Genomic DNA, 22,131 nt, shown 5'->3' with positions numbered 1-22,131 from the left:
CGATCACAGGCCGCCATGCCAGATTCACGCAAGCCCTCACAGGGCCCACACCCCCTCCTCGCAACCCCACGGCTCGGTCCGCGCATTCCGGAGATCGCTCTCCACTAGCTGACGCACCGTCAGATCAGCGCTACCGTACAACGCATGGAGACCTTCCCGAAGATCATCTCGGTGGACGACCACACGGTGGAGCCCCCCAACGTCTGGCGGGACCGGCTCCCGTCGAAGTATCAGGACCAGGGACCGCGCGTCGTGCGCGCCCCCCTGAAGGAAATGACCTTCCTGGGCGGGAAGTTCGCTCCCGTCATGGGCAGTCCCGGCGACGACGGGCCGATCGGCGACTGGTGGGTCTACGAGGACCTTCACCGCCCGCTCACCCGCCTCGACACCGCCGTCGGATACGACAGGGACGAGATCAAGCTGGAGATCATCACGTACGAGCAGATGCGCCCGGGCTCGTTCGACGTCCCGCAGCGCCTCGCCGACATGGACGTCAACCACGTCCAGTCCGCCCTCTGCTTCCCGACCTTCCCCCGCTTCTGCGGCCAGACGTTCACCGAGGCCGCGGACCGTGAACTGGGGCTCCTCTCGGTGCGGGCCTACAACGACTGGATGGTCGACGAGTGGTGCGGGCCCGAGGCCCGGGGCCGGCTGATACCGCTCACGCTCATCCCTCTGTGGGACCCGGAGCTCGCTGCCCGGGAGGTGCGGCGCAACGCCTCCCGCGGAGTGCGGGCCGTCGCCTTCTCCGAGATACCTCCGCACCTCGGACTGCCCTCCGTTCATACGGACGAATGGGATCCGTTCCTCGCCGCCTGCGACGAGACCGGCACGGTCATCGCCATGCACATCGGGTCGAGCAGCCGGATGCCCTCCACCTCGGCGGACGCGCCGCCCGCCGTCGGCTCCACCATCACCTTCGCCAACTGCTGCTTCTCGATGGTCGACTGGCTGATGAGCGGCAAGTTCGAGCGCTTCCCGAACCTGAAGGTCATGTACGCGGAGGGCCAGATCGGCTGGATCCCCTACATCCTCGAACGCGCCGACGTGGTGTGGGAGGAGAACCGCGCCTGGGGCGGCGTCGCCGACAAGGTCCACCGTCCGCCCTCCGAACTCTTCACCGAGCACGTCTTCGGCTGCTTCTTCGACGACGCCTTCGGGCTGAAGAACCTGGACGCCATCGGGGTCGGGAACGTCCTGTACGAGACCGACTATCCCCACTCCGACTCCACCTGGCCCGAGTCGCGGCAGGTCGGCGAGGCCCAGATGGGCCACCTGGACGCGGACGTCGTCGACCGGATCGTCCGCCGCAACGCGATCGAGCTGCTGGGGCTGACGGAGGACGGCCTGTGGGCGTCGGCGAAGCAGGAGTGAGGCGCCCCGGTCACCGCTGAGGAGGCGGCTGTTCCCCGATGGGCCGAATGTAAGCCTTGTGGTGATCTCCGGTTACTGACGAGCCTTGTCATGACCAAATCATTACTGGTTCCAGGGGGAACAGATGAGAGGAAGAGAAAGAGGAAGAAGACGGACGGTACTGGGCGCGGTCGCCGCCACCACGGCGGCCCTCGCCCTCGCCTGGGCCCCGGGCGTCCAGGCGGCCCCGGCACCCGTCCGGGCCGCCGAGGCCCCGGCGCCCGAGACCCGGTGCACCCTCGGCGGCGGCGAATGGACCCGCTGTCTCGACGTCGACGCCGAACTCGACCGCGCGCCCGCCGTGGGAGGCGACGCCACGCTCACCGTCGACCTCACGTCCTCGGCCGCGCTGGACGACGTGACGCTGAAGGTGGAACTGCCCGCGACCCTGACATGGCGCGAGGCGCCGGCCGGATTCGAGCGGGAGCGCAGGAACTCCGCCAGGCCGGAGACGTACGGAGCGGTCAACGCCGCCGAGCGGACCCTCGACGTCGAAGCCGGGCAGCGGCTGAGCTTCACCGGCACGGTGAACGCGCTGCGCGCCGCGTCCGCGTCGATCCGGGTGCAGGCGGTGTCCCCCGAGGGGGCGCCGTTCAGCAGTGAACCGGTCGCGGTGCCGCTCACCGTCGGCGAGAAGTCCTTCCTCGGGTACGGGAAGGGGCCGTTCGGGACGGCGGAGGTGCCCGAGGGCGCCGTACCGGCGAAGAAGTCGTCCCGGCCGTTCGTGGCGGCCGGGGAGGAAGGGCTGCCCGCGCCGCACTCCGACGACGAGAAGAGCCCCGGTGTGCGGGCGACCTCGTGCGTGAAGGGCTCGTGGGCCTACCTCGTCGGCAACGCCTTCCACCCGTCGGTCAACTTCGAGGTGCAGGTCTGGGACGAGGACCCCGGCTTCGACGACCTGCTCGCCGTCGGGATCACCGACGCGGGCGGCGCGTACAACCTGTGCTTCGACAACGACGACGGGCCGTTCTCCGGCGGCCAGGACGTCTACGTCAAGTTCGTGGCGTTCAACCAGAGCTGGAGCGTGGCCGACGACGACGAGGACACGTACGAGTTCCAGTTCGAGACCAGGGGGAACATCGCCGACGGCGCGACGATCGACTACGGGCGCCGGATGCCGTCCAACCCGGACCACATGAGGGCGCTGCGGGCCTTCGACTACGCCAACGAGGCGTCCGTCTGGACGCCGGGCCGCTGCTGGGACCGCGACGACACCGACTGCTTCCACATCGAGATCCTCTGGCCGATGCCCGACGCGGACGGCACGTTCTACAGCGTCGAGGACGACCAGGTCCATCTCCCGGACCTCGTGGCCGAGAGCGCGCGGTCCGTGGTCCACGAGATCGGCCACGGCGTGATGGACGACGTCTACAAGGGCGACTTCCCCGAATGGGAGCCGTCCTGCAAACCGCACTACATCAACAAGGCGGTCCCGCTGGCCTCCTGCGCCTGGCTCGAAGGGTTCGCCGACTTCTATTCGGCGATCGTCCTCGAACCGACGCCCCACGACTGGTCGGACGAGATCGAGCTGCCCACCTGGGGCACCCCGGACTGGGAGAACGGCGACAAGGTCGAGGGCCGGATCGCCGGCGCCCTCTGGGATCTGATCGACTTCGGAGCGGAGGATCCCTGGGACCACTTCGGCGAGGGTGAGGACGAGGTCTGGGAGACGTTCCTGGACAACGTCTCGGAGACCTTCGCGGACTACTGGCGCCAGCGTGGCGAGAGCGGCTACGACGTCGGCGACGGACCGCAGAGCGCCCTCTACCAGAACACCCTGGACTACAACGGCTTCCGCGACACGCTGACCAAGGGCGCCGAGCAGGTCATGCCGAGCCCCAACCCGCCCGGCAGCCACAACTACCGCTACGACACCGAGTTCCGCTTCTGGTCCGTCGTCGCCCTGCGCCCCGGCGCGGACGACGACTACGAGCTGGAGCTGTACGACGACCGCGCCATGACCCAGCGGCTGGGGCAGAGCCTGTCCGGCCGGGGAGCCACCGACTTCATCGCGGTCGACTCCAACGTCGACAACCGCGAACTCGGTGACTACTACCCGCGCGTCGTCCACAGCTTCGGCAGTGACCCGTACACCATCGAGGTCGCGGACGGCGGCAAGGTGCTCCCGCATACCGGCGATCAGCGCACCATGGCCGACGACGACCTGGTGGAGGTCTGGGACACCTGCACCGACGCCGAGCAGTCGATCACCGTGACCCCGTCCGACCCGACGCAGGACGCCGAGCTGTACATCGTCGCCTCGCGGCCGGGTCCGGACACCTCGGTGGTCGGACGCCAGCAGATCCTGACCGGCTCGGTCCTCGGGAACGCGGGCGAGCCCGAGAGCGTCGAGTTCACGCCGCCCGCCGGCCTGGACTGCTTCGGCGTGGTCCTGATCAACAAGTCGGGCAGCGGCATGTATTCACTGGCCGTGAGCTGAGCGGGTCCTGAGCGAGCGGTCCGCGGACGACCGTGCGCAGACCCTTGTCTGACGGTCCGTCAGATACGACGATGGGTGTCGTCCGAGCTGAATGACGGATCGTCAGATGTGGGGTGCCGCTCATGCAGGTCCTGCCCGAAGGGCTCGAAGGGCGACTGGCGTACGGGATGCAGCTCCCCGTCCAGTCGCAGAGCACCCTCTACGCCGAGGCGTGGGAGGCCGACGCCGGCCCGGGTGATCTCGTGGAGATCGCCCGGGCCGCCGACGCCTCCGGCTTCGCGTACCTCGCGAGCTGCGACCACGTCGCCATCCCACGACGCCTCGCCGCCGCGATGAGCACCGTCTGGTACGACCCCGTCGCCACCCTCGCCTTCCTGGCCGGGGTCACCGAGCGGGTACGGCTGCTCAGCCACGTCGCCGTCGTCGGGCTCCGCCATCCCCTCGCCACCGCCAAGCAGTACGCGACCCTCGACCACCTCAGCGGCGGGCGGCTGATCCTCGGGGTCGGCGCCGGGCACGTGCGGGAGGAGTTCGAGGCGCTGGGCGCGGACTTCGAGCGGCGCGGGGCCGTGCTGGACGAGAGCATCGACGCGCTGCGGGCCGCGCTGGGCCCTGAGGAGTTCCCCTCCCACCACGGGAAGCTGTACGACTTCGAGGGGCTCGGCCAGCTGCCCCGGCCCGCGCAGGAACGGGTGCCCGTGTGGGTCGGCGGGTCCTCGCCCGCCGCCGTCCGGCGGGCCGCGGTCAAGGGGGACGGGTGGCTGCCGCAGGGGGATCCGCGGGAGCGGTTGCCCGAGCAGATCGCTCGGCTCGGGCGGCTGCGGGAGGAGGCGGGTGTGACCCGCCCGCTCGTCGTCGGTGCCATCACCGAGCCGCTGTACGTGGGGCGGGCCTCGTGGGGCGTGGGGCGTCGCACGGTCACCGGCTCCGCGGAGGAGATCGCCGAGTCGCTGCGGGCGTATCGGGCGATGGGGGTTCATCAGATCCAGGTGCGGTTCCGGTCGCGGGGGCGGAGCGAACTGACGGATCAGATGGCGGCGTTCGGGATGGGGGTGGGTCCGCTCCTCGGATAGGGGGCCGGTCCCGGAGCGCGACCGCGGGTGCGTCGTGGCTGGTCGCGCCACGCGGCGGAGCCGCAGATGTCACAGTCCCGCGCCCCTTACGGGCGCTCATCGGCTGGGAGGGTTCATGGGCAAGTTGGACGGGCGGGTCGTTCTCGTCACCGGGGCGGCCCGGGGACAGGGGGAGCAGGAGGCTCGGCTCTTCGTCGAGGAGGGTGCCGAGGTCGTCGTCGCCGACGTGCTCGACGAGCAGGGGGAGACCCTTGCCAAGGAACTCGGCGCCCGCGCCAGGTACGTACACCTGGACGTGAGCCGGGAGGACGACTGGGCGGCGGCGGTGGCGGCGGCCAAGGAGGCGTACGGGAAGGTCGACGGGCTGGTCAACAACGCCGGCATCCTGCGCTTCAACGCCCTCGTCGACACCCCCCTCGACGAGTTCATGCGGATCGTGCGGGTCAACCAGGTCGGCGTATTCCTCGGCATCAAGGCCCTGGCCCCCGAGATCGAGGCGGCCGGCGGCGGGACCGTCGTCAACACCGCCTCGTACACCGGGCTCACCGGCATGGCGTACGTCGGCGCGTACAGCGCGAGCAAGCACGCCATCGTCGGCCTCACCCGGGTGGCCGCGCTGGAGCTGGCCCCCAAGGGGATCCGCGTCAACGCCGTCTGTCCCGGCGCGATCGACACCGCCATGAGCAATCCGGCCCTGCTCGACCCGGCGACGGCGGACACCGGGTCCGCCGAGGCCGCGCAGGAGGCCTCGGCGGCCGTCGCCCGGCTGTACCGCAAGCTCGTGCCGATGGGCCGGATCGGCAGGGCCGAGGAAGTGGCCCGCCTCGCGCTCTTCCTGTCCTGCGAGGACTCCTCCTACATCACCGGCCAGCCGTTCGTGATCGACGGTGGATGGCTGGCGGGCGTGAGCGCGATGTGAGCCGCGCGCGGCTCCACATGACGGTCCATCAGCTATTGACGCTTCACGGACGCGGTGCCACAGTCGGCGGCAGATGAATCTGACGATGCGTCAGGTCCGGCGGTACGGCGGACACGGATGACGGACAGGGGACGGTGAACCTCCTTGGAATTCGGGCTCTTTGTACAGGGATACGTGGGCAAGCGGGCCGAGACCGATCCGCTCGCGGAGCACAAGGCGCTGATGGAGGAGACCGAGTACGTCATCCAGGCGGACAAGTCCGGCTTCAAGTACGCCTGGGCGTCCGAGCACCACTTCCTGGAGGAGTACTCCCACCTCTCCGCCAACGACGTCTACCTCGGCTATCTGGCGCACGCGACCGAGCGCATCCATCTGGGCTCGGGCATCTTCAACCCGCTCGCCCAGGTCAACCACCCCGTGAAGGTCGCCGAGAAGGTCGCCATGCTCGACCATCTCACCGAGGGACGCTTCGAGTTCGGCAGCGGGCGCGGGGCCGGCTCGCACGAGATCCTCGGCTTCCTCCCCGGCATCACCGACATGAACTACACCAAGGAGATCTGGGAAGAGACCATCGCCGAGTTCCCGAAGATGTGGCTCCAGGACGAGTACGTCGGGTTCAAGGGCAAGCACTGGCAGCTCCCGCCGAGGAAGATCCTGCCGAAGCCGTACGGGAAGTCGCACCCCGCCATGTGGTACGCCGCCGGGTCGCCGCCCTCGTACGCGATGGCCGCCCGCAAGGGGCTCGGGGTGCTCGGGTTCAGCGTGCAGAAGGTCTCCGACATGGAGTGGGTCCTGGAGCAGTACAAGACGGCCGTCGTCGAGGCGGAGCCGGTCGGGGACTTCGTCAACGACAACGTGATGGTGACGACGACGGCGGTCTGCGCGCCCACGCACGACGAGGCGGTACGGATCGCCGTGAGCGGCGGGCTGCACTATCTGCCCTCGCTCGTCTTCCGCTACCACGACACGTTCCCGCGGCCCGAGGGCTTTCCCGTCTGGCCGGAGACGCTGCCCGAGTACAACGAGGAGTTCATCGAACTGCTCATCGCGGAGGAGCTGTTGATCTGCGGGGATCCGGACGAGGTCCTCACGCAGTGCAAGCGGTGGGAGCAGGCCGGGGCCGATCAGTTGTCTTTCGGGCTGCCGGTCGGGGTGCCCAAGGAGGAGACGCTGCAGACGATTCGGTTGATCGGGGAGCACGTGATTCCGAAGATCGATACGGATCCCGTCCACCGGACTACTCGGTTCCGGGCGGCCGGCTGAGCGCCGTTGGAGGGTGCGGCGACGTCGTGGCCGGTCGCGCCCGCGCGGCGGAGCCGCACATGTCGCAGCCCCGCGCCCCCAGGTGAGTAAGCCCGCTGCAAGCCAGAAGGTCCAAGGAGATGAGGGGCTGTCGTGCTTGACCATCTGATCAAAGGCGTGACCGTTGTCGATGGGTCGGGTGGGCCCGCCTTTGTCGCTGACGTGGGGATACGGGACGGGCGGATCGCCGTGGTCGGGGCGGTCGCCGAGGAGGCGCGTACGAGTGAGGACGCCTCCGGGCTCGTCCTCGCGCCCGGGTTCGTGGATCCCCATACGCACTACGACGCCCAGCTCTTCTGGGATCCGTACGCGACGCCCTCGCTGAATCACGGGGTGACGACCGTGGCGGGCGGGAACTGCGGCTTCACCCTCGCGCCGTTGAATCCGGCGCGGCCCGAGGACGCCGACTACACGCGGCGGATGATGTCCAAGGTCGAGGGGATGTCGCTGGTCGCGCTGGAGGAGGGCGCGCCGTGGAGCTGGCACTCCTTCGGTGAGTACCTGGACGCCCTGGAGGGGCGGATCGCCGTCAACGCGGGCTTCATGGTGGGGCATTGCGCGCTGCGGCGGTACGTGATGGGGCCCGACGCGGTGGGCGGGCAGCCCACGGAGGAGCAGCTGGCGGCGATGGTCGCGCTGCTCGACCAGGCGATGGAGGCGGGGGCCTGGGGGCTCTCCACCACCCAGTCGTCCACGCACTCCGACGGCGACGGGAAGCCCGTCGCCTCCCGGCACGCCGGGCCCGCCGAACTGCTGGCGCTCTCCCGGGCGGTGGGCGAGCGCGAGGGCACCCAGATCGAGGCGATCGTGGCGGGCTGTCTCGACCAGTTCAGCGACGACGAGATCGATCTGTTCGTGGAGATGAGCGCGGCGGCCGGCCGGCCCCTGAACTGGAACGTCCTGACGATCGACGCGGCCGTCCCCGAGCGCGTGCCACGGCAGCTGGCGGCGAGCGAGCGGGCCCGTAAGGCCGGTGGGCGGATCGTGGCGCTCACGATGCCGATCCTCACGCCGATGAACATGTCCCTGGGCACCTTCTGCGCCCTCAACCTCATCCCCGGCTGGGGCGAGGTCCTCGGCCTGCCCGTGCCCGAGCGGATAGCGAAACTCCGGGACCCCGCCGTCCGCGCCGAGATGCTGCGGCGGGCCGACTCCAAGGAGGCGGGCGTCTTCCGGCGCCTCGCGGACTTCGGCCGGTACGTCATCGGGGACACGTACAGCGCGGCGAACGAGGGGCTCAGCGGGCGGGTCGTACGGGACATCGCGGCCGAGCGCGGCCAGGAACCCTTCGAGTGCATCGTCGAGATCTGCGCCGACGACCAGATGCGTACGGTCCTTTGGCCCATGCCCACCGACAACGACCCCGACTCCTGGACCCTGCGCCAGGAGACGTGGCGGCACGAGGACGTGCTGCTCGGCGGCTCGGACGCGGGCGCCCATCTGGACCGGATGTGCGGGGCGCCGTACACGACCCGGTTCCTGGGGGATTGCCTGCGGGGGCGGAAGCTGGTCACGCTGGAGCAGGCGGTGAAGATGCTCACGGACGATCCGGCACAGCTCTTCGGGCTCCGTGGGCGCGGACGGATCGCGGAGGGTTTCCATGCGGACCTCGTGCTCTTCGACCCGGAACGGATCGACGCCGGCAAGGCCACCCTGGTGCACGACCTGCCGGGAGACAGCCCGCGCCTCGACTCCAAGGCGATCGGCGTCACCGCCGTGTGGGTCAACGGCGTCGAGTCGATACGCGACGACGTGGTGACCGGGGCCGTACCCGGCAAGGTGCTCAGGTCGGGCCAGGACACGCGCACGGTGAGCACCAAGTGACGACTCGTCAATCAGGTCGCGCGCAGCGGCTGTTCATCGGCGGCTCGTGGGTGGAGCCGGACGGCGGCCACTACGAGGTGATCGACCCGGCGACCGAGGAGGTCGTCGGGCTCGCGCCGGAGGCCTCGCGGGATCAGGTGCACGCGGCGGCAGGCGCGGCCCGCGAGGCCTTCCGGACGTGGTCGCGCACGTCACCGGAGGAGCGGGCGGCCGTCCTGCACCGGGCGGCCGAGGAGATCCGGCGCAGCCTTCTCCCGTACGCCGAACTGGCGCAGGCGGAGACCGGGGCCACCACCGGTACCGCGCGCGGGATGCAGGTGGGGGTCGGGGCGGCCCGGTTCCAGCGGTACGCGCGCGTGGAGCCCGTCGAGGAGCCGTTGCCCCCGCAGATCAACGAGGCCGGCCCGTTCGGCGGTGCGGCGGTGCTGGGCGCCCTCGCCGTGCGCCGCCCGGTGGGCGTGGTCACCTGCGTCACCTCGTACAACAACCCCTGGGCGAACCCGGCGGGCAAGATCGCGCCGGCCCTCGCGATGGGCAACACGGTCGTCGTGAAGCCGGCCCCGCAGGACCCGCTCTCCGTCTACCGGATGGCCGAGGCGCTGGCGGCGGCGGGCGTGCCGCCGGGAGTCGTCAACGTCGTCTCCGGTCTGCGCGCGGAGGTCGGGGAGGCGGCCGTCGACTCGGAGGACGTCGACATGGTGAGCTTCACCGGCTCGACGGCGGTCGGCCGGCGTATCGCCGAGGTGTGCGGGCGCGGTATGAAACGGCAGCTCATGGAGCTGGGCGGCAAGGGCGCGGCGATCGTCTTCGAGGACGCGGACCTGGAGTCGGCGGTCCGGGGCATCGGGACCACCTTCTCCTTCTACAGCGGCCAGATCTGCACGGCCCCGACACGCGTACTGGCACAACGCCCGGTATACGACCGCTTGATCGCTCAACTGTCTGCCTACATAGGCCACTTGAAGGTGGGCGACCCGCGGGCTCCGGGCACGGTCGTCGGCCCGGTGATCTCCGCGGCCCACCGGGACCGCGTCGAGTCGTACGTCGAACTGGGCCGCAAGGAGGGCGCGCGGCTGGTGGCGGGCGGCGGACGCCCGCCCCTGGACCGGGGTTTCTACGTGGCCCCGACGCTCCTGGCGGACTGCACTCCCGACATGCGGGTGGTCCGCGAGGAGATCTTCGGCCCGGTCGTCGTGGTCGTCCCCTTCGACGACGAGGAGGAGGCACTGGCCCTGGCCGACGACAGCGACTACGGCCTGATCGACTACGTCTGGTCGGGCGACGTGGCCCGCGCCTTCCGCGTGGCGGCGCGACTGCGTTCGGGCGGCGTCGGCATCAACACGGTGGGCCGCAACATGGAGGCCCCGTTCGGAGGCTTCAAACAGAGCGGAGTGGGCCGCGACGTCGGCTCGTACGCCCTGAACGCGTACTCGGAACTCCAGTCGTTGGTGTGGCCGGGCTGAACGGGGTCCGCCGCCGACGGCCTCAGCGGATGCCGAAGGTGAGTGGGGCTGCCGTGCCGAGCGAGCGCTCGGAGGCGCCGGTGGCCTTTCCGTTGGCGCGGGCCGTGACGGTGAGGCGGCGGACGTCGCGGTCGAGATCCTCGCCGGCGGCGAACCTGAACCTGAATTCCCGGGTGGCGTCCGCGGGCAGCTTCCCGAACGGCATGGTCAGCGTCTCGGAGAGCGGCGAGCCGTCGTCCGGGGCGGTGGCGTCCTTCCAGCCGGTGCGTGAGCCGTCCGTCATCGTGACGTCCACCGGGAGGCCGTCGCCTTCGGCCTCGGGGCTGACCCGCGGGGTGAGACGCAGGAACGCGAGAGAGCTGCCCCGCGGCAGGTTCATGCGGAAGACGCCGGTCGATCCCTTGTCGTCGGGGGTGAGCCCGACCTTCTTCCAGCCGCCGTCGAGCCTGCGCTCCAGGTCCGGCCGGGGATCGCCGGAGTGGCCCAGCCCGATGCGGACCCGCACGGAGACGTCGGGACGGGGACGCCCCTGGTTGGAGAGTTCGAGCGACGTCACGAGCCGGGTGTCACCACCGGTGCCGACGGGCGCCATGGAGAGCTCCACCGGCGAAGAGGCCGACGTACTCGGCTTTGGATCAGGCGCGTCGCCGCTGCCGCACGCTGTCACGACAGCCGTCGAAACGGCGAGTGCGGCGAGGACGCCCGTGCGACCTGCGTACCTCGACTGCCCCCCCAGAACCGCAGGCCACGATGGTTTCGTCCTACTCGGCGTCGAGCTGCTCGTAGACGAGGACCGGTGTTCCGGGCGCGAACGCCTCGACGGCGGACCGAAGGGCCTCGGGGTCCAGGCGCCAGAGGTTGACGGGGCGGCTGGCGAGGAAGAGCTCGTACTCGACATGAGGGGCGAGCCTGGTTGCCTGATCCGGCCGGAGCCCGGCGTTCATGCCGACCAGGGGCGGCGCTCCGGCCCGTCGCTGGACACCGACGTAGGCCATCGACCGGCCGGCCGTGCGGTGCTGCCACATCACGACCGAGGTGATGTCCTCCCACGGCACGAACGCGGTCTGGGCCTTGTACCGGGCCGGTGCGCCGCCGAGCAGCACGCCCTCGCCGTCGACGCGGAACGCGACGAGGTGCTTCCATCCCGCCCCCGACAGCAACTGGATGAGGGACCGGGTGAAGCGGGCCTCGTACACGGCGTCGTTCGCATCAGGCATGGCCAGAGGCTATCGGGACGCCGGCGTCTGCAGGGAGGGGCCCCGGGGCCGGTGCGCCCGCCGGTTCAGCGTCGTCGCAGGGCCGGGTCCAGGAGGGACGGCGGGGTGTCGTGCTTCTCGTCCGGGGCCAGGTCCGTGCCGGGGGGCACGATCGTGTCGATGGCGTCGAGCACGTCGGCGGACAGCACGGTGTCGGCGGCGGCGAGCTGCGAGCGCAGGTGGTCCAGTGTGCGGGGGCCGATGAGCGCGCCGGTCACGGCGGGGTGCGCGGTCACGAAACCCAGCGCCAGCTGGATCATGGTCAGACCGGCCTCGTCGGCGACCTCGGCCAGCCGCTCGACGGCGTCGAGCTTGGCCCGGTTGGCGGGGACGGCGGTGTCGAAGCGCTCCGGCATGAACGCCGAGCGGCTGGTGGTGACCTCCCGGCCCTCGCGGATCGCCCCCGACAGCCAGCCCGACGCCAACGGGCTCCACGCCAGCACCCCGAGCCCGTACTCCTCGGTCACGGGCAGGACGTGGGTCTCGATCCCGCGCTGCAGGATCGAATAGCCGGGCTGTTCGGTGACGTAACGGCCCAGGTGGTGCTCGCGGGCCGCCCACTGCGCCTGCACGATGCGGTGCGCCGGGAAGGTCGAGGAGCCGAAGTAGCGGATCTTGCCCGCGCGTTGCAGGTCCGTCAGGGCCGACAGGGTCTCCTCGTCGCTGGTGGCCGGGTCCCACCGGTGGATCTGGTAGAGGTCGACGTGGTCGACACCGAGGCGCCGCAGGCTGTTGTCCAGCGCGGTGACCAGCCAGCGGCGCGAGCTGCCGCGGTGATTGCGCTCGTCGCCCATCGGCAGGTACGCCTTCGTGGCCAGCACGATGTCGTCGCGGCGGCCGGCGACGGCCTTGCCGACCATCTCCTCCGACTCGCCGCCGCTGTACGCGTCGGCGGTGTCGATGACGTTGATCCCGCCTTCGAGAGCGGCGTCGACGAGGGCGGTGGCCTCGTCCTGGGTGGTGCGCCCGATCCTGCCGAAGTTCATCGCGCCGAGCGCGAGCGAGCTGACCTGCACACCGGTGCGGCCCAAAGTGCGGTACTGCATGGCTGTGTTCCTCCTGCCGGGGCTCCACAAGAAAGCGGAGCGTTGTTCCGGTAAAGATACGGAACGCTGTTCCGCTTAGCAAGCCCGGCCGGGGGTCGGGGAGTGCGGGTGGGCGTGGGGGTGTGTGCGGGAGTGTGCGCGTAGCGCTGTTACGCGTAACGCTACGGATGGGGGTAGCGTCGATACGGTTCTGGTGTTAGCGTTGCTCTCATCGGGATGCGAACAGCGCTACCCGCCGAGACGAGGAGCACGTCATGACCGAGCAGACCGGCACCGGCACAGGTACCGACACCACCACCCGCGTCGCGATCGTCACCGGCGGATCCCGGGGCATCGGCCGCGAGAGCGCGGAGCGCCTGGCGGCCGACGGATTCGCCGTCGTCGTGAACTTCGCGGGCAACAGGACCGAGGCCGACAAGGCCGTCGGCGCGATCACCGAGGCGGGCGGCCGGGCGATCGCCTTCCAGGCCGACGTGGCCGACGAGAACGAGGTCGCGGCCCTCTTCGACGCCGCCGAGTCGACGTACGGCGGGATCGACGTCGTCGTCCACGCGGCCGGTGTCATGAGCCTGGCCCCGCTCGTCGACACCGACCTCGACGCCCTGGACCGCATGCACCGCACCAACATCCGCGGCACCTTCGTCGTCGACCAGCAGGCCGCGCGCCGGCTGCGCGAGGGCGGCGCGATCCTCAACTTCTCCAGCACGGTGCTGGCGCTCGCCCTCCCCGGCTACACCGGGTACGCCGCCACCAAGGGTGCCGTCGAGGCCATGACCCTGATCCTGGCCCGCGAGCTGCGCGGCCGGGACGTCACCGTCAACGCGGTGGCCCCCGGCCCGACCGCCACCGCCCTGTTCCTGGACGGCAAGGACGACGAGACCATCGCGCGGATGGCCGCCCAGCCGCCGCTGGAGCGCCTCGGCACGCCCCAGGACATCGCCGGGGTCGTGTCCTTCCTGGCCGGCCCGGCCGGCCGCTGGGTCAACGGCCAGGTGGTCCGGGCCAACGGCGGCATCGCGTAACCACCCCTCACCTCTCACCCCTCTCCCATCTCACCCTCAGGAGTTCCGTCATGGGCAGGACGATCGTCATCACCGGCGCGGGTTCCGGTTTCGGCGCGCTCGCCGCGCGGGCGCTGGCCGACGCCGGGCACACGGTCTACGCGGCGATGCGCGACACCGGCGGCCATAACGCGGGCCGGGTCGCGGAGGCCGAGGAGTACGCCGCCGAGCACGAAGTCGACCTCCGTACGGTCGAGTTGGACGTTCTCTCCCAGGAGTCCGCGGACGCCGCCGTCGCCGCGGTCCTGGCCGGGGCCGGCGCGCTGGACGTGGTCGTCCACAACGCGGGCCACATGGTGACGGGGCCCGCCGAGGCCTTCACCCCCGGGGAACTGGCCGCGGTGTACGACACCAACGTGCTCGGCACCCAGCGCGTCAACCGGGCCGCCCTCCCGCACCTGCGCGCCCAGGAGCACGGCCTGGTGCTCTGGGTCGGCTCGTCCTCGACCAGGGGCGGCACCCCGCCCTACCTCGCCCCCTACTTCGCCGCGAAGGCCGCGATGGACGCCCTCGCGGTGTCGTACGCGGCCGAGCTGGCCCGCTTCGGTATCGAGACAACCATCGTGGTGCCGGGCGCGTTCACCTCGGGCACGGAGCACTTCGCCACCGGCGGCCATCCCGCCGAGCAGACGGTGATCCCGGCCTACGAGGAGCGGTACGCGGGCATGATGGAGCAGGTCGCCGAGCGTCTCGCCGCCCTCGAACCGGCCGGCACCTCCGCGTCCCTGGTGGCCGACGCGATCGTCGAGGCCGTCGACGCCCCGCACGGCAAGCGCCCCTTCCGCGTCCACGTCGACCCCTCGAACGACGGGTCGGAAGAGGTCAGCCGGGTCGCGGACCGCATCCGCGCGCGGTTCCTGACGCGCATCGGCCTGGACGACCTGCTCACCCCGCGACCCCCGGCCTCCTCGCAGCCCGCCGTATGAGCTCGGATAGCGTCACGGCCGTGAGTACGAAAGCGCGCATTCTCGAAGTGGCGGCGGCCCTGGTCGCCGAGTCCCCCGACGGGGACGTGTCGACCAGGGCCGTGTGCGAGGCCGCCGGGGTCGGCGCCCCCGCCCTCTACCGCCATTTCGGGGACAAGCAGGGCCTCCTGTCGGCGGTCGTCGACCACGGCTGGGACAAGTACCTCGCGGCCAAGCGGAACCGCGCCCCCGGGACGGACCCCGTCGAGGACCTGCGGGACGGCTGGGACAGTCATGTGGCCTTCGCCCGGGCGAACCCGAACCTGTTCCGGCTGATGCACTCACCCGCCATGCGTACGCCCCCGGCGGCGGCCCTTGAGGCACACCGCATCCTCACCTCCGACCTGCAACGGGCCGCCGCGCGGGGCAAGTTGCGTCTGGCGCCCGAGCTGGCGGCGCAGATGATCATGTCCGCGAACGTCGGGGTGGCCCTGATGATGGTCTCCCGCCCGGCGACCTTCACGGACGAGTCGGTGCCCCACCGGGTCCGGGACGCGGTCCACGCGACGGTGTTCACGCCGGACGTGACGGCGGCGCGCGGTTCGGCCGAGGTGACCTCCGTTCCGGACGAGCCCCGCGTCCCCTCCACGGCCGCCCACCTGAACGCCCTCCTCCAGCAGTCCCCGCCCCCGGCCCTCACCCGGGCCGAGGGCGCCCTGCTCACGGAGTGGCTGGACCGCCTGTCGAACGGGGCGCGGGGCCGGGACGCCTGAAGCGGCGCGTCAGTCGCTGAGATCGACCCGTACGGTCAGCAGGTTCGTCCCGACGAGGCGGACCGCGGTGCTGTTCATCCGGGGCAACGACCTCAGGCGGGCGCGCGGGTCGTCCTGGTGCAGCAGATGGGCGGTGCCGTGGTGCCACCGCCCGCGGACGCGGACCCGTACGCGGGGGTCGGCCTGGATGTTCCGCACGTACTGCGCCTTCTCGCCGTACTCGGAGACGATCCAGAACGCCTGCCCGACGCGCCGCCCACCGACCGGCGTGCGCCGGGGCAGCGCGGACTTCCGGCCGGTCGTCTCCAGCAGCGTCTGGAAGGGCAGCCGCCGGGACAGCGGATTGGCCACCCACCGCTGGAACGCGGTGACGGCCCGGAACTTGAGGTCGCGGTCGCCCGGCATGTCAGCTCCGGCCCCCCTTGATCATGCCGAGCAACGCCCCGAAGGCGCGGGGGGAGGCCCCGAGTATCGCTCCGCGGGGGTCACCGCTCTCGGTGAGACGGATCGTCTTTTCGGGGGTGGGGCCGGCCACGTGGAGGCAGGCGTCACCTTCTTGGCAGAGGGAGGACTTCCGCCAGGGGTGGTCAAGCATCTCGGTCCCTTCACAGACCCTGGGCGATGGTGTGGATGAAGTCGCGTGACTCCCCGGGAGGGAGAGCCACGGACTCCATACGGTCGAGGAGAGCGCGATACATGTGCAGTTGGGCTTCGGCGTCCACGAGCGCGGGACCGTGAGACTGGTCCAGTGAGACGGTATCCGGTGGAGGCACGGGGCCGTACATGTACAGGGTCGTCTGTCCGGAGCCGGGGTAGGCGCCGATCGCGAAGGGGATCACCTGGACTGTGATGTGCTCGCGTTCGCTCTGTTCGACCAGGTGTCCGAGCCGGCGTCGGGCGACCGCAGAGCCGCCGACCGGTACGCGCAGCGCGGCTTCGTGGATGATCGCTCGGTACGGGGTCGGGTCGGGCCCGTCCAGCAGCGCTTGGCGCCGGCGCCGGTGGTTCACGCGATGCTCGATGTCCGCGCGGGAGAACCCGGGCACGACCTGCCGAAAGACTTCGCGGACCACGCCCCCACCGCCGAGCTGCTCGCCTCGGAACCGCTCACCAACGCCCACCTGCACACGCGGGGCCCGTACGCGCTGAGGGTCCGCTCGGCGGAGCCGGACCGGCTGCGGATCGCGGTGTGGGACTCCGACTGCGAGATCCCCGCGGCCTTCAACGCCGGGGGCGCCGCGGCGGCTACGACCAGAAACCGCCGAGACGGCCGAGGCCTCCACCTCGTACAGGCATGCGCGGACAGCCGGGGCGCGCACGTCCTGGGAACCGTCCGGGGCGGCAAACTCCTGTGGGCCGGGTGCGGCCACGCGACGGCGGGACGGTGAGCGCACTTCCCCACCCCGGTTCGGGAAACCGCCCACCACAGAGGCCAGTTGGCCGGATGGGGCCGCCGGTCCTCGTCCGCGAGGCTCATCCGTATGACGAAGACCAGGACCAAGCGGAAAATCGCCCTCATGGCGGCCTCCATGGCCGCCCTCGCCGCCGCTCCCGGCGCGGCGTCCGCCCTCGCCTCGCCGCCCGCCGGAGCGCGTGCCCCGGCCGCCGCGCACACCCAACCCCTCACCTGGGAAAAGTGCGAGGGAACCGGCCTCGACCCCCGGCAGAGGTGCGCGACCGTCGACGTGCCCGTGGACTACTCCGATCCCGGGGGCGCACGGATCGGGATCGCCGTGTCCCGGATCGCCGCCGAGAGGCCGGAGGCCCGCCGCGGGGCCCTGCTGATGATCGCCGGAGGCCCCGGTGGCGGCAGTCTCGACGAGATCTCCGGGAAGGGGCAGAAACTGCCGCAGGAGGTGCGGGACGCCTACGACCTGGTCGGGTTCGATCCGCGAGGGGTCGGCCGGTCCGCGCCCGTCAGCTGCGGGCTGGACAGGGGTGACCTCGCCCTGACCAGGTTCTGGCCCTGGCCCGCCGCCGACGGGTCCGTCGCCGAGAACATGGCGACCGCCCGGCGCACGGCCGCCGCCTGCGCACGCAACGGCGGCGACCTGATCCGGCACATCAGCACCGCTGACAACGCCCGCGACATCGACCGCGTCCGCGCGGCCCTCGGCGAGCGGAAACTGTCCGCGTGGGGCGTCTCGTACGGGGCGTACACGGGCGCCGTCCACCGCGAACTGTTCCCGCACCGCACCGACCGGTTCGTGCTGGACAGCAACCCGGACGGCACCGGCACGCTGAGCGACGGCCAGGTCTCCCGCGGCATGTGGACGGCGTTCGAGACGGGCGTCGAGGACGCCTTCCCCGAGTTCGCCAAGTGGGCTTCGAGGAAGGGCAATCCGTACCGCCTGGCCGATACGGAGGCCGGGGTGCGACCCCTCTTCCTGCGGCTCGCCGAGCGCCTCGACCGGGAGCCGATCCCGTGGCCGGGCGCCAACCCGGCGGAGCTGAACGGCAATGTCCTGCGCCAGTCCATGGTGTCCGCGCTGTACGACCCCGAGGGGTACCCGGCGTTGGCCCAGCTCGTCCTGGCCGCCCGGAAGGGTGAAGCTCCGCCCACGCCCGAGCAGCCGCCCGAGCCGCTGCTGCAGAACGGCCTCGCCGTCGCCGTCGCCACCTTCTGCAACGACAGCGCCTGGCCGACCTCAAGTGCCTTGTACCAGAGGGATGCTGACAGGAGCCGTGCCGCGCATCCGCTGACCGCGGGCATGCCGCGCAACGCCACCGCCTGCGCGGCCTGGCCCCAGGACCCGAAGCGTGCACCGGTACGCATCACCGCCCAGGGCACCTCCACCGTGCTGCTCGTCCAGAACGAGCGCGACCCCGCCACCCCGCTCGCCGGTGCCCGCGCGGTCCGTGCCGCCCTGGGACAGCGGGCCGTGATGGTGACCATGGACGCGACCGGCCACGACGCCTACCTCGGCAACGGCAACGCCTGCGGAGACCGGGCCGTCACCCGCTACCTGGTCACCGGGCACCGGCCCGCCGGGGACAAGTACTGCCGATAGAGCCAGGGTTACCGCGCGCCACGCTCTTCCCATCTCCTATCCTCGCTGCGAAGGCGTCGCCGGGGAAAAGGGAAACATGCATGGACAGGTTGGCCCCGGACGATCCGGGCTGGATAGGCAATTACCGACTGCTCGGCAGACTCGGCGAGGGCGGCATGGGGCGGGTGTACCTGGCCCGGTCCGAGCGCGGCCGTACGGTCGCGGTCAAGGTCGTCCAGGAGCAATTGGCCCGCAAGCCCGACTTCAGGCGCCGTTTCGCGCAGGAGGTGAAGGCGGCCCAGCGGGTCGGCGGTGAGTGGACGGCGCCCGTCCTGGACGCCGACACGGACGCGCCGACACCGTGGGTCGCCACCGGCTACGTCGCGGGACCCTCGCTCGCCGAGGTGGTGGACAAGCAGCACGGCCCGCTGCCCCCGAACTCCGTACGGGCGCTGGCGATCGGGCTCGTACGCGCCCTCCAGGCCATCCACGCCGCGGGGCTCGTGCACCGCGACCTCAAGCCGTCCAACGTCCTGGTGACGATCGACGGGCCCCGGGTCATCGACTTCGGCATCGCCCGCGCCCTCGACCCGGCCATGCAGTCCGCCGACGGGCTCACCATGACGGGCGTCGTCGTGGGCTCGCCGGGCTTCATGTCGCCCGAGCAGGTGCGCGGGGAGCGGGTCACGTACGCGAGTGACGTCTTCTGCCTCGGCGCCGTACTGGCGTACACCGCGACGGGACGCCTGCCGTTCGGCACCGGTGAGGGCGGCATCCACTCGCTCCTCTTCCGCATCGCGAGCGAGGAGCCGGACCTCACCGGGATCCCCGAGCCGTGGGACCGGCTGATCGCCTGGTGCCTCACCAAGGACCCGGCCGAACGGCCATCGCTGGAAGACCTGTTGACGTACATCGAGGGCATGGAGGACACGGGCGGCGCCTGGCTGCCGGGCGAGGTGCTGGCGGAACTGGGCCGGCACGCCGTGCAGCTTCTGAACAGCGAGGACCCGCAGAGCCACGCGCTCGCCGGCCGGGCGACGGGCCCCGCCCCCGGCGGACCGGGCTGGGGCTCGGGTGCGGACTCGGGATCGGGACCCGGAGCCGTGCGGTCGCCGGTACCGGGACCCCCGCACGTCCCGATGCAGGGCTTCGGCCCGCCCCTCTCCTACAACCCGTCCCCGCCCCCGTGGCAGCAGAGCCCCCCGCCGGGCAGCCTCCCGCCCCCGGCCCGGTACGGATCCTTTCCGCCGCGGCCCGCCCGCGCCGCCCGGGGACTCGGGACCGCGCTCTGCGTCCTGCTCGGCCTCTACACGCTGCCCCTGCTGTTCCGGGGCGCGATCCTCGGGGAGACCTACCTCCGGCTCACCGCGCAGGACAGCACGTCCGACCCCAGCCTGATCAGCGACTACAAGCTCCTGACGTTCGCGACGGACATGGCCGACCTCCTCGAAGTGCTGGTGGGCATGACCGTGGCGATCGTGTGGACGGTCTGGTTCCAGCGCGCCCGGCACAACGCCGAGGCATTCGCGCCGGGGCGCCTTCGGTACCCGGCCGGCATGGCGGGCGGCTCCTGGTACCTCCCGGTCGTCAACTTCTTCATGCCCAAGCAGATCGCCAACGACATCTGGACGGCGACGACCGGCCGGCCCGAGGGCGCCAAGCGGTGGCTGCTGCACACCTGGTGGTGGTCCTGGATCGCCTACAACGCGCTGTTCCTGAACGACTCGATCAGCAGCTGGTACGAGAACGACTTCGCCGTCGGCGCCACGGACGACATCGTGACCGCGCAGGTCGCCAACTTCGTCGGCTTCGTGGCCGCCGTGGCGGCCATCGTCTTCGTCAACCGGCTCACCTCCCTCCAGCAGTCCCGCATCCGGGAGGCCCAGAGCCCCGGCCGGGCCTGAGACGGCGGTGGTGACGGGGCCCGCGCCTCGTCACCACCGCGTCCCGACGGTCTTCTACCGCCCGAGGAAGACAGGGTTGGTAAAGGCCGCCAGCGCGCCCGGCAGCGGCCCCGCCGCCACCTCGTGCCGTACCTCCGCGCGCACGTACGCCGCGTACTGGGCCGTCGTACGCCACTCCACCGTGCCGGAGCCCGACACCGGCAGGACCGCGCTCGTGTGCAGGACGCCCTGGTCCGTGACGAAGCGGACCGTGCAGCGGGGCGCGCCCGAGACCTCCAGGCGGACGGTGACCGGGTCGTCGCGGTCCACCGCCAACCGGCCCCCGATACCCGCGTGTTCGCCCTTCGGGCCGGTCGCCGAGAACGACAGCGACACCGCCTTCGACTCGGCCACGTAACTGCGGCCCGCGCGGATGCCCTCCTGGATCGCCTCGCGGGTCAGGTCGTCGGCGAGGACGACCGTCTGCGGGGTGCCCACCGGGTCGGGATCGCGGTGGGCGTCGCTGTTGCCCATCGCCGGGATCCAGTCCCGGCCGCCCCGGCCCTCCCGGACGGAGGCCACCAGCATGCTGTCCCAGTCCGCGAGCGACACCTCGTCGTCGGGCCCGTACGCGCCGTTCCACACCTCGACCGCGTCCGCCTCGCCGAAGCCGAACTTCCAGTTGCAGCCGACACAGGTGGCGTGCGGATGGGCGGGTACGACGAGCCCGCCCGCCTGGCGGATGCGGCGCGCGTACTTGCCGAAGCGGTTGTCGCGGGCCCGGTAGCGCCAGTCGACGAACGTGCCCGGGTCCGTGCCGAGCGCGACGACGTGACCGTTCCTCGTCGTCACCTCCTCGCCCAGCAGGATCAGCAGTTCGCCGTCCGGGTGGGGGCCCGCCTGGTCGGCCCAGTGGGCGTGCGCGGAGTGCGTGTTGTGGTCGGACGAGTTGATGAAGTCCAGGCCCGCCGCCCGCGCGAGCGCCGCGATCTCGGCGGGGGTGCGGCGGCCGTCCGAGTACCAGGAGTGCAGATGGCAGTCGCCCCGGTACCAGGCCCGGCCACGCCCCTTGGCCCGCGACGGCGGGTACACCGGCTTCACCGCCTCGCCCGGCTCCCCGTACGTCAGCGTGATGGTGACCTCGTACGTGAGCCCCTGAGGCGCCACCGTGTACGGGCCCAGCGCGATGTGCCAGGTGCCCTCGCGGACCGGGCCGGGGATGTAGCCGGGCGTCGCGTCGTCCGCGCGGATGAAGAACTCCGTGCGCGCGCCGCCCGACCAGCCCCGGAAGCCCTTGCCGCCCAGCTCGGTGCCGCGCTGGTCGAAGATGCCGATGTCGAGCGCGTTGCCCGCGGTGCCCGCCGGGACGGTGGGCCGCTCGTAGGTGTACGCGACCCTGATCTCCCGTACGCCGGACGGGACTTCGACCGGCAGGTACACGAAGTCGGGCGCGCCGGTGGGCAGGGTGCCGCGCACGGTCCGGGTCACGGGGGCGCCGGAACCGGCGGGGCCCTCGGCCGCGTCGGCGGCCTCGCTCGCGAAGCTCACGCCTCCCAACGTAAGCGCGGCGGCGGCTCCGGTCACGAACAGGGCGCGTCTGCCGACGCCGTGGTGGTCGTCCTCGCACATGTCTGCTGCTCCCAGGTCTCGTGAGTGCATGGGCGGTGCAGGGGTGGTACCGGCAACCCTGGTATTCAGCCGTGAACTGCGGGGCAAGGGAAGGGGATCGACAGCTTTCGGGCACGGAGCACTCGTACGACACGATGTGAATGCCCGCACCTGT

At 71.4% G+C, this 22,131-nt stretch carries 20 protein-coding genes; 13 read left to right on the top strand and 7 right to left on the bottom strand.

Translation table 11 applies throughout. The features are described from left to right. Positions 1–144: 144 nt before the first annotated feature. The 7 genes from OHS59_RS19960 (at position 145) to OHS59_RS19930 (ending at position 10,434) form a co-directional block, all read left to right on the top strand. Positions 145–1,374 (top strand): amidohydrolase family protein, encoded by a 1,230-nt coding sequence (locus tag OHS59_RS19960; protein WP_328494770.1) that lies wholly within the window; start codon positions 145–147, stop codon positions 1,372–1,374. A 124-nt stretch (positions 1,375–1,498) separates the two neighbouring features. Further along, entirely contained in the window at positions 1,499–3,853 is a 2,355-nt protein-coding gene (locus OHS59_RS19955) for a hypothetical protein (protein ID WP_328494769.1), read from the top strand. A 122-nt stretch (positions 3,854–3,975) separates the two neighbouring features. Further along, a complete protein-coding gene (locus OHS59_RS19950; protein WP_328494768.1) occupies positions 3,976–4,926 on the top strand; it encodes an LLM class F420-dependent oxidoreductase in 951 nt (316 codons plus the stop codon). Positions 4,927–5,041: 115 nt separating this feature from the next. Continuing rightward, the gene (locus tag OHS59_RS19945; protein WP_328494767.1) at positions 5,042–5,845 is read left to right on the top strand and encodes an SDR family NAD(P)-dependent oxidoreductase; all 804 of its coding nucleotides are present in this window, start codon (positions 5,042–5,044) and stop codon (positions 5,843–5,845) included. Between the two features lie 144 nt (positions 5,846–5,989). Beyond that, complete coding sequence (locus OHS59_RS19940; RefSeq protein WP_328494766.1) at positions 5,990–7,108, top strand: LLM class flavin-dependent oxidoreductase; 1,119 nt, start codon at positions 5,990–5,992, stop codon at positions 7,106–7,108. Between the two features lie 132 nt (positions 7,109–7,240). Continuing rightward, positions 7,241–8,971, top strand: coding sequence for an N-acyl-D-amino-acid deacylase family protein (locus OHS59_RS19935; protein WP_328494765.1), 1,731 nt, complete (start codon positions 7,241–7,243; stop codon positions 8,969–8,971). Next, positions 8,968–10,434 (top strand): aldehyde dehydrogenase family protein, encoded by a 1,467-nt coding sequence (locus OHS59_RS19930; protein WP_328494764.1) that lies wholly within the window; start codon positions 8,968–8,970, stop codon positions 10,432–10,434. The genes OHS59_RS19935 and OHS59_RS19930 overlap by 4 nt, the downstream gene beginning before the upstream one ends. Before the next feature lie 22 nt (positions 10,435–10,456). Here the strand turns inward: OHS59_RS19930 and OHS59_RS19925 are convergent, their stop codons facing one another. The 3 genes from OHS59_RS19925 to OHS59_RS19915 all read right to left on the bottom strand — a co-directional run bounded on the left by OHS59_RS19925 (position 10,457) and on the right by OHS59_RS19915 (position 12,736). After that, entirely contained in the window at positions 10,457–11,026 is a 570-nt protein-coding gene (locus OHS59_RS19925; protein WP_328494763.1) for a hypothetical protein, read from the bottom strand. Positions 11,027–11,195: 169 nt separating this feature from the next. Next, positions 11,196–11,651 carry a hypothetical protein gene (locus tag OHS59_RS19920; protein ID WP_328494762.1) on the bottom strand — a complete coding sequence of 152 codons (456 nt, stop codon included), beginning with the start codon at positions 11,649–11,651 and terminating at the stop codon, positions 11,196–11,198. Between the two features lie 65 nt (positions 11,652–11,716). Continuing rightward, positions 11,717–12,736, bottom strand: a complete 1,020-nt coding sequence (locus OHS59_RS19915; RefSeq protein WP_328494761.1) for an aldo/keto reductase — start codon at positions 12,734–12,736, stop codon at positions 11,717–11,719. 254 nt (positions 12,737–12,990) lie between these two features. Here OHS59_RS19915 and OHS59_RS19910 point away from each other — a divergent pair, with 254 nt between their 5' ends. The 3 genes from OHS59_RS19910 to OHS59_RS19900 are packed head-to-tail and all read left to right on the top strand — an operon-like array spanning position 12,991 to position 15,475. After that, positions 12,991–13,758 (top strand): SDR family oxidoreductase, encoded by a 768-nt coding sequence (locus OHS59_RS19910; RefSeq protein WP_328494760.1) that lies wholly within the window; start codon positions 12,991–12,993, stop codon positions 13,756–13,758. A 50-nt stretch (positions 13,759–13,808) separates the two neighbouring features. Further along, positions 13,809–14,723, top strand: a complete 915-nt coding sequence (locus OHS59_RS19905) for an SDR family NAD(P)-dependent oxidoreductase (protein ID WP_328494759.1) — start codon at positions 13,809–13,811, stop codon at positions 14,721–14,723. Continuing rightward, positions 14,720–15,475, top strand: a complete 756-nt coding sequence (locus tag OHS59_RS19900) for a TetR/AcrR family transcriptional regulator (RefSeq protein WP_328494758.1) — start codon at positions 14,720–14,722, stop codon at positions 15,473–15,475. The genes OHS59_RS19905 and OHS59_RS19900 overlap by 4 nt, the downstream gene beginning before the upstream one ends. Before the next feature lie 9 nt (positions 15,476–15,484). Here OHS59_RS19900 and OHS59_RS19895 read toward each other — a convergent pair whose 3' ends face one another. Genes OHS59_RS19895 through OHS59_RS19885 form a run of 3 tightly spaced genes read right to left on the bottom strand, consistent with a single transcriptional unit; the run spans position 15,485 to position 16,485 of the window. Continuing rightward, positions 15,485–15,880: a nitroreductase/quinone reductase family protein gene (locus OHS59_RS19895; RefSeq protein ID WP_328494757.1), complete on the bottom strand. Its 396-nt coding sequence runs from the start codon at positions 15,878–15,880 to the stop codon at positions 15,485–15,487. 1 nt (position 15,881) lies between these two features. Further along, on the bottom strand, positions 15,882–16,070 hold the full coding sequence (locus OHS59_RS19890; RefSeq protein ID WP_328494756.1) for a DUF397 domain-containing protein: 189 nt from the start codon (positions 16,068–16,070) through the stop codon (positions 15,882–15,884). Between the two features lie 10 nt (positions 16,071–16,080). Then, positions 16,081–16,485 carry a DUF5753 domain-containing protein gene (locus OHS59_RS19885; protein WP_328494755.1) on the bottom strand — a complete coding sequence of 135 codons (405 nt, stop codon included), beginning with the start codon at positions 16,483–16,485 and terminating at the stop codon, positions 16,081–16,083. Between the two features lie 3 nt (positions 16,486–16,488). On the opposite strand from OHS59_RS19885, the gene OHS59_RS19880 reads away from it, so the two are divergent. The 3 genes from OHS59_RS19880 (at position 16,489) to OHS59_RS19870 (ending at position 20,369) form a co-directional block, all read left to right on the top strand. After that, the gene (locus OHS59_RS19880; protein ID WP_328494754.1) at positions 16,489–16,863 is read left to right on the top strand and encodes an ATP-binding protein; all 375 of its coding nucleotides are present in this window, start codon (positions 16,489–16,491) and stop codon (positions 16,861–16,863) included. A gap of 93 nt (positions 16,864–16,956) precedes the next feature. Further along, positions 16,957–18,486 carry an alpha/beta hydrolase gene (locus OHS59_RS19875; RefSeq protein WP_328494753.1) on the top strand — a complete coding sequence of 510 codons (1,530 nt, stop codon included), beginning with the start codon at positions 16,957–16,959 and terminating at the stop codon, positions 18,484–18,486. A gap of 80 nt (positions 18,487–18,566) precedes the next feature. Next, positions 18,567–20,369, top strand: a complete 1,803-nt coding sequence (locus OHS59_RS19870) for a protein kinase domain-containing protein (protein ID WP_328494752.1) — start codon at positions 18,567–18,569, stop codon at positions 20,367–20,369. 54 nt (positions 20,370–20,423) lie between these two features. Here the strand turns inward: OHS59_RS19870 and OHS59_RS19865 are convergent, their stop codons facing one another. Continuing rightward, complete coding sequence (locus tag OHS59_RS19865; RefSeq protein WP_328494751.1) at positions 20,424–21,977, bottom strand: CehA/McbA family metallohydrolase; 1,554 nt, start codon at positions 21,975–21,977, stop codon at positions 20,424–20,426. Between the last annotated feature and the right edge of the window lie 154 nt (positions 21,978–22,131).

The organism is Streptomyces sp. NBC_00414, assembly GCF_036038375.1.
Classification (GTDB): Bacteria; Actinomycetota; Actinomycetes; order Streptomycetales; family Streptomycetaceae; genus Streptomyces.
Note: the sequence above shows the minus strand (reverse complement) of the source record. Positions and strands in the feature narration are given on the sequence as shown.

Bases quoted from the DNA above. Each gene is read 5' to 3' on its own strand.
- OHS59_RS19945 (WP_328494767.1), top strand. From the start codon at position 5,042: ATGGGCAAGTTGGACGGGCGGGTCGTTCTCGTCACCGGGGCGGCCCGG.
- OHS59_RS19870 (WP_328494752.1), top strand. From the start codon at position 18,567: ATGGACAGGTTGGCCCCGGACGATCCGGGCTGGATAGGCAATTACCGA.
- OHS59_RS19915 (WP_328494761.1), bottom strand. From the start codon at position 12,736: ATGCAGTACCGCACTTTGGGCCGCACCGGTGTGCAGGTCAGCTCGCTC.
- OHS59_RS19905 (WP_328494759.1), top strand. From the start codon at position 13,809: ATGGGCAGGACGATCGTCATCACCGGCGCGGGTTCCGGTTTCGGCGCG.
- OHS59_RS19880 (WP_328494754.1), top strand. From the start codon at position 16,489: ATGCTCGATGTCCGCGCGGGAGAACCCGGGCACGACCTGCCGAAAGAC.
- OHS59_RS19925 (WP_328494763.1), bottom strand. From the start codon at position 11,026: ATGGCGCCCGTCGGCACCGGTGGTGACACCCGGCTCGTGACGTCGCTC.
- OHS59_RS19920 (WP_328494762.1), bottom strand. From the start codon at position 11,651: ATGCCTGATGCGAACGACGCCGTGTACGAGGCCCGCTTCACCCGGTCC.
- OHS59_RS19900 (WP_328494758.1), top strand. From the start codon at position 14,720: ATGAGCTCGGATAGCGTCACGGCCGTGAGTACGAAAGCGCGCATTCTC.
- OHS59_RS19950 (WP_328494768.1), top strand. From the start codon at position 3,976: ATGCAGGTCCTGCCCGAAGGGCTCGAAGGGCGACTGGCGTACGGGATG.
- OHS59_RS19865 (WP_328494751.1), bottom strand. From the start codon at position 21,977: ATGTGCGAGGACGACCACCACGGCGTCGGCAGACGCGCCCTGTTCGTG.
- OHS59_RS19895 (WP_328494757.1), bottom strand. From the start codon at position 15,880: ATGCCGGGCGACCGCGACCTCAAGTTCCGGGCCGTCACCGCGTTCCAG.
- OHS59_RS19910 (WP_328494760.1), top strand. From the start codon at position 12,991: ATGACCGAGCAGACCGGCACCGGCACAGGTACCGACACCACCACCCGC.
- OHS59_RS19890 (WP_328494756.1), bottom strand. From the start codon at position 16,070: ATGCTTGACCACCCCTGGCGGAAGTCCTCCCTCTGCCAAGAAGGTGAC.
- OHS59_RS19955 (WP_328494769.1), top strand. From the start codon at position 1,499: ATGAGAGGAAGAGAAAGAGGAAGAAGACGGACGGTACTGGGCGCGGTC.
- OHS59_RS19960 (WP_328494770.1), top strand. From the start codon at position 145: ATGGAGACCTTCCCGAAGATCATCTCGGTGGACGACCACACGGTGGAG.
- OHS59_RS19875 (WP_328494753.1), top strand. From the start codon at position 16,957: ATGACGAAGACCAGGACCAAGCGGAAAATCGCCCTCATGGCGGCCTCC.